The 11,123-nt window shown below is 40.2% G+C and carries 10 protein-coding genes; 8 read left to right on the forward strand and 2 right to left on the reverse strand.

The window, feature by feature from the left end:
* The first annotated feature begins 755 nt into the window (after positions 1-755).
* The 6 genes from HGG78_RS17800 to HGG78_RS17825 all read left to right on the forward strand — a co-directional run bounded on the left by HGG78_RS17800 (position 756) and on the right by HGG78_RS17825 (position 7,889).
* Positions 756-1,391: a RipA family octameric membrane protein gene (locus HGG78_RS17800; RefSeq protein WP_049879144.1), complete on the forward strand. Its 636-nt coding sequence runs from the start codon at positions 756-758 to the stop codon at positions 1,389-1,391.
* 605 nt (positions 1,392-1,996) lie between these two features.
* Positions 1,997-2,749, forward strand: coding sequence for an SDR family oxidoreductase (locus tag HGG78_RS17805; RefSeq protein WP_172533688.1), 753 nt, complete (start codon positions 1,997-1,999; stop codon positions 2,747-2,749).
* Positions 2,750-4,394: 1,645 nt separating this feature from the next.
* Complete coding sequence (locus HGG78_RS17810; RefSeq protein WP_115340149.1) at positions 4,395-4,865, forward strand: GNAT family N-acetyltransferase; 471 nt, start codon at positions 4,395-4,397, stop codon at positions 4,863-4,865.
* A 135-nt stretch (positions 4,866-5,000) separates the two neighbouring features.
* Positions 5,001-5,807: a hypothetical protein gene (locus tag HGG78_RS17815; protein ID WP_216835662.1), complete on the forward strand. Its 807-nt coding sequence runs from the start codon at positions 5,001-5,003 to the stop codon at positions 5,805-5,807.
* Between the two features lie 148 nt (positions 5,808-5,955).
* Entirely contained in the window at positions 5,956-6,810 is an 855-nt protein-coding gene (locus HGG78_RS17820) for a putative phage abortive infection protein (protein WP_254068254.1), read from the forward strand.
* Between the two features lie 731 nt (positions 6,811-7,541).
* Positions 7,542-7,889, forward strand: a complete 348-nt coding sequence (locus tag HGG78_RS17825) for a DUF3024 domain-containing protein (RefSeq protein ID WP_172533690.1) — start codon at positions 7,542-7,544, stop codon at positions 7,887-7,889.
* Between the two features lie 854 nt (positions 7,890-8,743).
* On the opposite strand, the gene HGG78_RS19180 is transcribed toward HGG78_RS17825, so the two are convergent.
* Both HGG78_RS19180 and HGG78_RS17830 read right to left on the reverse strand, forming a co-directional pair.
* Positions 8,744-8,878, reverse strand: coding sequence for a hypothetical protein (locus tag HGG78_RS19180; protein WP_255091408.1), 135 nt, complete (start codon positions 8,876-8,878; stop codon positions 8,744-8,746).
* A gap of 91 nt (positions 8,879-8,969) precedes the next feature.
* Entirely contained in the window at positions 8,970-9,185 is a 216-nt protein-coding gene (locus HGG78_RS17830; protein ID WP_172533691.1) for a hypothetical protein, read from the reverse strand.
* A 469-nt stretch (positions 9,186-9,654) separates the two neighbouring features.
* Here HGG78_RS17830 and HGG78_RS17835 point away from each other — a divergent pair, with 469 nt between their 5' ends.
* A complete protein-coding gene (locus HGG78_RS17835; RefSeq protein ID WP_172533692.1) occupies positions 9,655-10,188 on the forward strand; it encodes a hypothetical protein in 534 nt (177 codons plus the stop codon).
* A gap of 183 nt (positions 10,189-10,371) precedes the next feature.
* A complete protein-coding gene (cyaB, locus tag HGG78_RS17840) occupies positions 10,372-10,923 on the forward strand; it encodes a class IV adenylate cyclase (RefSeq protein ID WP_172533693.1) in 552 nt (183 codons plus the stop codon).
* Positions 10,924-11,123: the final 200 nt, after the last annotated feature.

An 11,123-nucleotide genomic window follows, 5' to 3' on the forward strand; every position in this document is an offset into this window, starting at 1 on the left:
TACCTTTCGTTCTCAGTGAGGTGCGTGTATTTCATGTTTTTTACTTCTTGGCGGGAGCAAACTTCATGATTATCGCATCTCACTGTTTTTATGTTCAGAGGTGTCGCACTTCGTACTTGAATCCAAGTCACATAACAAGCAATTCAAGTGGATTCTCAACGCGTGGCAGTTTTACTATGCGTCAGGTAAAGTGTTTTACGGTGCAATGCAGCGGCTTGGCCAGTGCGTTGTTCACCACTTAATTGGGCGTTAGGTTTACGAAGAGAAAGGCGTAATTATTGGGAAAAAGATTTGGGGATTTCTCTAGCCATTCGCTTGCGGATGTCAGCAAATCAGCTTGGTCTGCCCAAGTTATCAAGTTTCTTCAGCGGTTTCTCATGTCAAAATTCGTGGGTTGCTTCATTGAAAAATGAAGTAGGTTGGTTGAATGTTTCACTGGCTCAAAGTCGCTTTGATTTTTTCAATTAGATTAATGATTTACTTGTTTTAAGCTCATCACATTTGGCGGTCAAATTGAGTAAAAGGCTTGGGTTTCATTCATCACAATGCGGTAACCTAGTGATTCTTTGCCAAGCAAGTGAATACGAAATAGTAATACCTAACAAAAAATTCAAGCCTGACTACCAACGCGTGGCTTCATCAGTTCCAAGCGGTTTCGTGATTACGGTGTATTACTAAAAGTGGCATTGTGCGTCGGTAGCAGCTTAATTTGGCGTTAAGTGCCACTTTAGTTCGGCAATCAAATAAGAGGAAATATGTCAAAGTTAGATAAGAGTAATTTCAATGTGTACTCACAGACCAATATTAACTATCAACAGCGCGAGCCAATTGATATTCCGCAGAATAGTGATGAAAAAGCGCTGAAGCACTTGTTCAAAATCGCACTTGAAAGCCGAAATTTTGAAATTACCCAGTTAGTGCAACGTAATAACTTTTTTATGGTGTTCCAAGGGGTAATATTTATGGGCTTGATTCAATCAGCTCATACAGTTCCTGTTGTTAGCTTCATGATTTGTGTTGTTGGTCTTGTTACTTCGGTCTTTCAAGCACAAATGGCAGCCGGTGCGAAGTTTTGGCAGGAATACTGGGAGGCGACACTAACTCGATTAGAACATGAATTACTTCTACAAATTCATGACTCAACTGAAGAGCGTAGGTGTTTGTATTCCTTATTCCACAATCGACAGGAACGTTATAACACCATTGTTCGAGAGAAAATTGGTGGACGTAGTCGTTCTTTGGTAAATAAGATGATCATGAATCGACATTCGGTAAGCCGTATTCCTATCTATGTGGCGATTTCTCTTGGTCTAATTTGGTTCTTACTAATGCTTTGTACTATGGCGTCATACTCTGGCTTGTCAGTACCAAGCTTTATCGTAGGTTTTTAAGCACAGGCACTTAACAAAGCATTTAAGAGTGATTCGCAACGCTTGGCAGTTTCGCTTCGCTCAAGTATAGCCAAGCGTCACTCACACCTTAATGCGGCGTTATGTTTACAAAAGCAAAAGAGCCATCTTGAGGAAAAGACTGGGGATTTCTCCGGTTTTTTAGCTTCATCGATATTCAGCAATTTTGGTTCATCTGCCCAAATTCTTTGCCATTGTAAGCACTGCACAAACCAAGTTCGTGGGTTGCTTCATTGTAGGATTGTGGAAATACGAGTTGAAGGTTTCACTGGTTCAAAGGCGCTTTGATTGAGGCGGTTTAATTGGTTGGAGTTATCGTTTTAAGTTGGTCACATTTGTCGGTCAAGTTAGATTAAAGGTTTGGTAATGGTTTTGAGCAATGCCGTAAAATCAGCGGTTCTTTGTCATGGAAGCTTTCTTAAACCGTAATCATAACAAGGCATTAAAGTGGGACTTGGCCCGCGTGGCTTTTTTAGTTTGCGTTAAGTTTTGTGATTAAGGTGTAATGCAGAAACATTGTATTGCGGGCCTGCACCCCTTAACGCAGCGTTATGCATTCCTCCAATTTTACGATTCAAGGATGATTTATGAATGATTCAAAAGTGGTTTTAATCACAGGTGGCGGCCGAGGCATCGGCGCAGCGACTTCGAAATTATTTGCGTCAAAAGGTTATGCGGTTTGCATTAATTACAAGTCCAATTCAGCTTCGGCCGAAGCGTTAGCTCAAGACATTAGAGCCGCGGGTGGCCGTTGTATTACAGTTCAAGCAGACGTCTCCGTTGAGAATGACGTATTGAGGTTGTTCGAACAAATTGACGATGAGCTAGGCTCATTATCTGTACTCGTGAACAATGCGGGAATTTTGCGTAAGCAGTCTCGTCTTGAGGATCTGACGGCCGACAGAATCAATACAATTTTGACTAACAATGTGACTAGCTACTTTCTTTGTTGCCGAGAGGCGGTTAAACGTATGTCTACTCGTCATGGTGGCGACGGTGGCGTCATCTTAAATGTTTCATCGGGAGCAGCTCGCTCAGGCTCGCCCAATGAGTATATTGATTATGCGGCTTCAAAAGGAGCAATTGATACGCTAACAAAAGGCTTGTCACTAGAAGTTGCCTCAGAGGGCATTAGAGTTAATTGTGTCCGTCCGGGGCTGATACATACGGAAATGCATGCTGATGGTGGAGAACCTGAAAGGGTTGAGAGGTTAAAGAGTATTATTCCTCTTCAGCGTGGTGGTAAGCCAGAAGAAGTGGCAGAAGCTATTTATTGGCTCTCATCGGAAAAATCATCGTTCTCTACAGGAAATTACTTAGACCTGTGTGGTGGTTTATAAATGCATAACAAGCAATTTAAGAGGGATTCACAACGCTTGGCACTTTTGTTTCTACTTCAAATTTAGTGTTTATGGCACAATGTTTTAGGTTTGGGTGGAGGCGTTGTTCACCCCTTAATTGGGCGTTATGTGTTTGATGAGTTTTTAAGGTCAAAGCTACGATTTCATTGAGAATTCGTTTCGTGTTTTCGGCAGGTTGGCTTAGTCGAAATGGATTCTTGAACAACTTGAGATTGATCGTTTTCAAGGTTCTTGGGTTGCCTCAATTAAGTTTTGGATCTGGTTTGTGTTGAGTTTTATCGGTTTCAAATCGCTTCAATTGAAATGCATTTTTGACTGATTTGCTTGCTGACATTCAGCACTGAAAGTCTGGTGAAGCAAAAGGTTTTGTTGTGGCTGAAAGGGCGCTTTCTTTGTTGTTGATTCTGCAAGTGGCTCTCTTTGGCTCAGATCGCTGTAAAATTTAGGCTTTGGTAAGCATCGTTTTTGCACGTAACTTATTCAAATTCCTTCGTTTCTACGGTGGTTTACTTTGAATTCACGGTAAAATTCACATAACAAGCAATTCAAGTGGATTCTCAACGCGTGGCAGTTTTACTATGCGTCAGGTAAAGTGTTTTACGGTGCAATGCAGTGACTTGGTCAGTGCGTTGTTCACCACTTAATTGGGCGTTATGCAACTCAGGTAAATTTAGGGGTTTAATCTTTGGGATTTCTCCGGCCATTCGTTTTATGTTGTCGGCAAATCAGCATTTCCACACCAAAATTACTGGATCACTCAAACCGTAAAACAGGCAAGACTCTTTGTTTGCCTCAATCAGTTTTCTCGTTGGTGCGTCGTGAATTCAGCGGGTGCAAAGTGTGGAAAGGGCAAGCCAATCGAGAGTTTCGAGTTCGCTGGAAATTTTGCTCGTTGAATTTTTCTGGTTCAAAAGCTTGGTTTGTTGCTGAAAGGTGGGCTTTGTTTTGGCGGCTTATTTATCACGGTTTAGGTTTGGGTAGATTCTTGGCTCACTTAACCAACATTTTGATTGTTTTCTTTATCAAACTTGGTGTAACTTTATGTTTATCTTATTGAATTTGCATAACAAAGCATTTAAGACGGATTCGCAACGCTTGGTGTTTTTAGTGTAAATTCAGTTTTTGTGATTTAAGTAGTTTGTCGAGACATTGGTGTTTAGCGTCGCTCACCACTTAATGCGGCGTTATGACACGACGGTCATCACAGGTTGGATGTACGGTAATGATACTCAAGTTTGAGTGTAATCTAACGGGGTGGAAGAAAGACGGCAAAAAGGACGAATATTAGTTATTTCCATGCTAACCTTGAGGCGCTTTCGCGATCCTTAATTGCGCGACAATTCAAGAGATCGCGCTAGCGCTACTCAAGGTAGTGCGATAACAAATACTTCGGCTTCGATTTTTTGTCTATTTACAGCTACCTTATTGTATTAAAAGAATATTTCACTTAAATTTGACTGACTTTGGTCGTGACATAACAAGGCATTCAAGAGTGACTCACAACGCTTGGCGACTTCAGTTTAAATTTGGCTTTAGTGTTTAAGGTGGAGTGGTTTGGGTTTGGAGATTTAGCGTTGTTCGCACCTTAATGCAGCGTTATGCGATTCAAAAGTATGGAAGTAAAATGTTAGAAATAGAAAAGGTTAACGAGTCAAATATTGAGGAAGTTAAGAATGTACATTTAGCCGATGAACAGGTTAAATTTGCGGGTACTTCTGACGAATTTATATCTAGTGCGAGTGAGACAATTCATTTGCATGCCATAAAAAACAATGGTGCAGTAGTGGGTTTCTTCAAACTAGATGTTGCTTATTCTTCTGATTATGAGTTTTGTCCGAAAGACGGGCTAGGCTTAAGAGCTTTCGCTATCGACATCAACTGCCAAGGTCAAGGGTTAGGAACGGAAGCGGTTAAGGTTCTTTTCCCTTACTTAAAAGCACACTACTCAATGTTTAACTGGATTTACCTGACAGTTAATTGCAAAAATCCAGGGGCTAGAGTGTGTTACGAAAGGGGTGGCTTTGAAAATACTTTTGAGCAGTACTTGGGTGGTTTAGCGGGTCCCCAGTACATAATGCGCGGAAAAATCGCATAACAAGCAATTTAAGAGGGATTCACAACGCTTGGCGGCCTCGCTTCAAGTCAGTTAAGTGTTTATGGCACAATGCTTTAGGTTTAGGTGGAGGCGTTGTTCACCCCTTAATTGGGCGTTAGTACAATGGAGGAAAAAATGAACAATAATCAAAGTGTCGAGTTTTTTATTCGATTTGTAGATGAAAAATATAAAAGCGTATTAGCTGCAACGGATCAACTCGTTATTAGTTTGTCTGGTGAAAACGAGTCAAATAAAATTAACAACGCGAAAATTGTAAAGAAGGCTACCGGTGATCTAAGGTCTGCCTTATCTGAAGTCGACCAACCTAAATGGCTAACTGGTTTGAATCAGATTGCGAGCTTGTATGCAGAAGGGCATAGAAAAAGTCATCAGTTGATGCAGTTTATTCTCGAAAATAGGTTGGAAATAACTAAACATACTTGGTCGTTTGATGACAAATCCGATGCTTTTGACTTTGATTCTATTTTTGAACGCTATCGTTCCGAAAGTCGTCTCGATGAACTGTTTGAAGAAATTATAAAAATCCTTGAAGAGATTCAGAGTAGTGGTGAAGTTGACAGTGTAATGATGATATCTGCATTAGGCAAAGTCATCGCAACGCTTAAAAAAAGTAAGGATGGATCGTACTTTTCTCTCAACAGTGCTTGGTCGTTCTTAATTTCATTTCTGCAAAACTACATGTGGGCTGAGCTATCGAAATTGCCAGTGCTTGGCACTGCAATGGAAGCATTAAAGAAAACCATTGAAGAAACGAACGAAGAAATGTTCAAAATGCATACGGAAGTTCAAAATGAAATGGAGAACACTGTAAAAGCAAGTGTGAAAGGTTTAAAACAGCCAGAGTTTGGGTTTATAGGCTACGATCGACAAGGTAATAATCTCGAAGAATCTAGTACTAAATTAATATCCACTACTGTGTGAAAATTGTACTAACAAAGCATTTAAGACGGATTCACAACGCATGGCGTTTTCGGCTTACTTAAGTTTAAGTGTTTATGTCGCAATGGTTTAGCTAGGGTGGTTGGCGTTGCTCACCACTTAATGCGGCGTTATGATTTTGGAGGTAATATTGGAAACATCTGATTTAGCAAAAACTATTAAAAGATCGAAGATCTTTGCGTTTTTCCTAATCGTTGCAATCCCTGCAACGTATTTAACTTGGTTTTATTTTATAAATAAACAAGGATTTTCAACTGATAGTTCCATGTGGGGTACTTTCGGAGATTTTGTCGGTGGGCTTCTTAATCCCCTAATTGCCTTATTAGCATTTTATTGGCTAACTCAGTCTGTACTTATTCAAAAAACAGAACTATCAGAAACTCAGAATGTGCTAAGGGAAACAGAGAAAGCCCAAAGGGAACAAGCGTTAACTCAAGAAAAGAAAAGATTTGAGGACACATTTTTTTCGCTTCTAAATCAACTAAACGCAGTCCATTCTGGTTTAAGTGAGCGATTAATTGTCAAAGACATCCCTCAAGCATCAAAAATATCTAGGCTACACAGTGCAGTTATAAAAAATGGCACAGGTAATCCTCTTGATCAAAGAGTTACCAAAATGAGAGAGTCATCGAGTGATACTAGTCATTATTTTCGCGTTCTATACCATATACTTAAGTTTATCTTACAACATAGTAAGTTCAGTACAGACCCCGTGGAATTCAATGTGGCGATCACTACAGATGTTTCACCGACAGAAAAGTTCTATTCGAATATAGTGCGTTCATTCTTGAATAAAGAGGTGGTTCAGTTGCTAGCGATTAACTGTATTGTCGATGATCCAGAAAATGATTTTTTTAAGTATCGGCAACTTGTCGAACGATATTCACTGTTAGAGCATTTGCATATCGATAAAGAGTGGCAAGAAGAGTTGTTTGATAGGTATGATAAATCGGCTTTTGGTGAGCGTATCGAGATAAAATCATAACAAAGCGTTTAAGACGGATTCCCAACGCTTGGCATTTTCGGCTTACTTCCGTTTAAGTGTTTATGTCACAATGGTTTAGGCAGGGTGGTAGCGTTGCTCACCACTTAACGCGGCGTTATGCAACTCAGGTAAATTTAGGGGTTTAATCTTTGGGATTTCTCCGGCCATTCGTTTTATGTTGTCGGCAAATGAGCATTTTCGGTTTCAAATTCGTGGTCAACTCAACCCGTAAAACAGATAAGATTCTTTGTTTGCCTCAATCAGTTTTCTCGTTGGTGCGTTGTAAATTTAGCGGTCGCAAAGTGTGGAAAGGGCAAGCCAATCGAGAATTTCGAGTTCGCTGAATATTTTGCCCGTTGAATTTTTCTGGTTCAAAAGTTGGGTTTGTTGCTGAAAGGTGGACTTTGTTTTGGCTGCTTATTTATCACGGTTCGGGCTTGGGTTGATTCTTGGTTCACTTAACCAACATTTTGATTGGTTTCTTAATTCAATTTGGTGTAAATTTTGGTTTATCTTATTGAATTTGCATAACAAAGCATTTAAGACGGATTCGCAACGCTTGGTGTTTTTAGTGTAAATTCAGTTTTGTGATTTAAGTGGTTTGCCGAGATATTGGTGTTTAGCGTTGCTCACCACTTAATGCGGCGTTATGTACTTTCTCGAAAATTAACCTAGCCAACATATGAAATTAGGTCGTAAACTTAGCTTAATTAAAGGGTTAGGTGATAGATATGGCATTTTCAGAAATTGAGCAACAGCGTTACAGAAAGGCAGTGGAGAAGTACCTCGATTCTTGTCGACCACCAGAAGAGATCCGTAACCAACTTGATATCGGGTATAGGTTAGAGGGGCAGGTCATTGAAATCTTCGAGATACGTCCTAAGTGGAATGATCCATCCGAAAAAATGGAGTGCCCAGTAGCCAAGATCAAATATTATAAGTCGCGTGACGCTTGGAAAATCTACTGGATGAAATCTGACCAAAAATGGCATTCGTATGAGCCAATTCCAGAGATCCAACTCCTAGAAGCTTTCTTTGAAATATTGGAAGACGATACTTACGGTTGTTTCTGGGGCTAGATTCAACCACGTACATAACAAGGCGTTTAAGAGTGATTCCAAACGCTTGCCGGTTTCGCTTCGCTCAAGTATGGCAAACGCTTGTCACACCTTAACGCAGCGTTATGTGTTTGATGAGTTTTTAAGGTCAAAGCTACGATTTCATTGAGAATTCGTTCCGTGTTTTCGGCAAGTTGGCTTAGTCGAAATGGATTCTTGAACAACTTGAGATTGAGCGTTTTCAAGGTTTTTGGGTTGCCTCAATTGAGTTTTGGATCTGGTTCGTGTTGAGTTTCGTTGGTTTCAAATCGCTTTAATTGAAATGTTTTTTTGACTGATTTTCTTGCTGACATTCAGCTCTGAAAATCTGGTGACGCAAAAAATTTAGCGGTTGCTGAAAGGGCGCTTTCTTTGTTGTTGATTCTGCAAGTGGCTCTCTTTGGCTCAGATCGCTGTGAAATTTAGGTTTTGGTAAGCATCATTTTTGTACGTAACTTATTCAAACATCTTCATTTCTACGGTGGTTTACTTTGAATTCACGGTAAAATTCACATAACAAGCAATTCAAGTGGATTCTCAACGCGTGGCAGTTTTACTATGCGTTAGGTAAAGTGTTTTACGGTGCAATGCGGCGGCTTGGTCAGTGCGTTGTTCACCACTTAATTGGGCGTTAGCTGGGGTTAAGAAAAACGTTGAATTTAGGGTGGAAAGGCTTTGGGTTTTCTAGCTACACACCGGACAAATCTCAGCTTCTCAACTATCTTGCCAGTGGCACTTTTCGGGAAGTGTTTGAACTTAACGAAGTCTGCTTACGGGAAATGTTGTGTTTGTTAAGTTCATTGGCGCGGTTTCTTTGGTGTTGAATTCATGAATGCCTAAATTCGTTTCGTGTGCTCTGTCGTTGGCTTTTTCGATAGAATTCTTTGCAAATTACCGAGCTCAGTAATGGTGATTTTCTCGGTCATTTCTTCTTTGCCAAGCGCATTTCGTGGATTGGGTTTTAATTTCACAGCTGTCCGTTTTACTTTGCCGCTTGAAAGCAATAATGTGCTTCAAATTAGGCATTTTGGTGTAATTTGCTAGCGAAAGTGCAGCAGCTAACTAGGCGTTTAAGACGGATTCCCAACGCTTGGGAGTTTCGGCTCTAGGTTGAGTTTTGTGTTTAAGGCGCAATGGTTTAGGATTGTGGTCGCGTTGCTCACCACTTAACGCGGCGTTATGTGTTGGATGAGTTTTTAAGGTTAAATCTACGATTTCATTGAGAATTCGTTCCGTGTCATCGGCAAGTTGGCTTAGTCGAAATGGATTCTTGAACAACTTGAGATTGATCGTTTTCAAGGTTCGTGGGTTGCCTCAATGGAGTTTTTGATCTGCTTTGTCTTGAGTTTTGTGGGTTTCAAATCGCTTTAATTTAAATGTCTTTTTGAGTGATTTGCTTGCTGACATTCAGCTCTGAAAGTCTGGTGAAGCAAAAGGTTTGGTTATGGCTGAAAGGGTGCTTTCTTTGTTGTTGATTCTGCAAGTGGCTCTCTTTGGCTCAGATCGCTGTGAAATTTAGGGTTTGGTTAGCATCGTTTTTGCACGTAACTTATTAAAATTTCTTTGTTTCTACGGTGGTTTACTTTGAATTCATAGCTAAATTCACATAACAAACAATTTAAGAGGGATTCCCAACGCTTGGCATTTTTGTATCTACTTCAAATTTAGTGTTTACGGTACAATGCGTTAGGTAAGGTGGTAGCGTTGCTCACCCCTTAATTGGGCGTTAGCTTTTCAGAGGAATTAAATGAGTTCGATAGATATTCAATTCTGGTCAATGATCGGTACGTGGGTTGCAAGTGTTGGTACAGTTTCTGCTGTGATCACATCTTTGTGGTTTGCTTATAATCAGAACAAAATTAAACTACGCATTAGAGTTCGACATATGCAATTAGTCAGCCGAACCGAGGAAAACGCCCCAGATCACTGTGTGATTAAAATTGTTAATCTGAGTAATAAGCCAGCTAAGATTGAAAGTATAGGATGGAGAGCAGGCTTTTGGAAAAACAAGGTTAGTTTCATTCAAATGTTCAAGCTACCTGGTTTTGACGATTTACCAAAAGTTTTAGCTGAGGGGGAGGACGCAACATTTGCAGTCCCGTTTCGCTACAAAGGAAATGACGAAGACTGGATTGTTCGTTTTCCTAAATCAGTTACTGAAACTTCTAAGTTTAATCTTTACTCATTGAAACTGTGGGTTCATACGACACAAGGGCAGACCTTCGCAGTAAAACCAGATAAAGGTCTAGTTGAACAGCTAAAAAAGTCACTACAAAGCTAACAAACAATTTAAGAGTGATTCAGCACGCTTGGCATTTTTGGTTTGGGTTAAGTTCAGTGATTACGGTGGTCAAATTGAGTGTTGTGGTCGCGTGCTTCACACCTTAATTGGGCGTTATGCGTACGAGCATGATTAGCTACTCACTCTTATGGTAAAATTCGCATTTTGTTATAGGATCCCAAGATGAACGATGAGCATTTTCAAGGTAAGTATGAGGTAGAGCTAAAGTACCGCCTTGAGTCGAAGACTAATTTCATGAATGTTTTGAAAAATATACCCCATGAAATAATGGTTGAGGACAATCTAGAATCCGATTGTTATTTTGATACTCCTGATAAATCATTGTATCAGCAGAATAAGAGTGTCTGTATTCGTACTATGAAGCCTTCGGGTATTAAGCTTTGGATTGTAAAAGGCCCTGAGGCAGACCGATGTCAAGCGACTAATATCATTGATGCAGAAAATGCTAAAAGCATGCTTGAAACTATGGGGTACGAAATTACGTTAAAAGCTACCAAAACTCGAAGTATCTATTTTGTTGGCAAGTTTCATATCACGGTTGACTCATTAGATGGCATTGGCGACTTTGCTGAGTTCGCTATCATGACTGACGATGAATCGATGCTAATTGCTTATAGGTCGGAACTTGAAGCCCTAGCTAGCAAGTTTGGGTTAACAGGTTCAGCATTGCAGAATAAATCCTATAAACAGATGTTCGCGGAAAAGTACGCATAACAAAGCATTTAAGAGTGATTCGCAACGCTTGGCATTTTCGCTTCGCTCAAGTATAGCCAAACGTCGCTCACACCTTAATGCGGCGTTATGCAACTCAGGTAAATTTAGGGGTTTAATCTTTTGGGGTTTCTCTGGCCATTCGTTTTATGTTGTCGGCAAATGAGCATTTTCGGTTTCAAATTCGTGGTCAACTCAACCCG

Origin of the sequence: Vibrio aestuarianus (assembly GCF_012395185.1) — a bacterium.
GTDB classification, from domain to species: domain Bacteria; phylum Pseudomonadota; class Gammaproteobacteria; order Enterobacterales; family Vibrionaceae; genus Vibrio; species Vibrio aestuarianus.

Coding starts and splice junctions, on each gene's coding strand:
- HGG78_RS17800 (WP_049879144.1), top strand. CDS start 756: ATGTCAAAGTTAGATAAGAGTAATTTCAATGTGTACTCACAGACCAAT.
- HGG78_RS17805 (WP_172533688.1), top strand. CDS start 1,997: ATGAATGATTCAAAAGTGGTTTTAATCACAGGTGGCGGCCGAGGCATC.
- HGG78_RS17810 (WP_115340149.1), top strand. CDS start 4,395: ATGTTAGAAATAGAAAAGGTTAACGAGTCAAATATTGAGGAAGTTAAG.
- HGG78_RS17815 (WP_216835662.1), top strand. CDS start 5,001: ATGAACAATAATCAAAGTGTCGAGTTTTTTATTCGATTTGTAGATGAA.
- HGG78_RS17825 (WP_172533690.1), top strand. CDS start 7,542: ATGGCATTTTCAGAAATTGAGCAACAGCGTTACAGAAAGGCAGTGGAG.
- HGG78_RS17835 (WP_172533692.1), top strand. CDS start 9,655: ATGAGTTCGATAGATATTCAATTCTGGTCAATGATCGGTACGTGGGTT.
- cyaB (WP_172533693.1), top strand. CDS start 10,372: ATGAACGATGAGCATTTTCAAGGTAAGTATGAGGTAGAGCTAAAGTAC.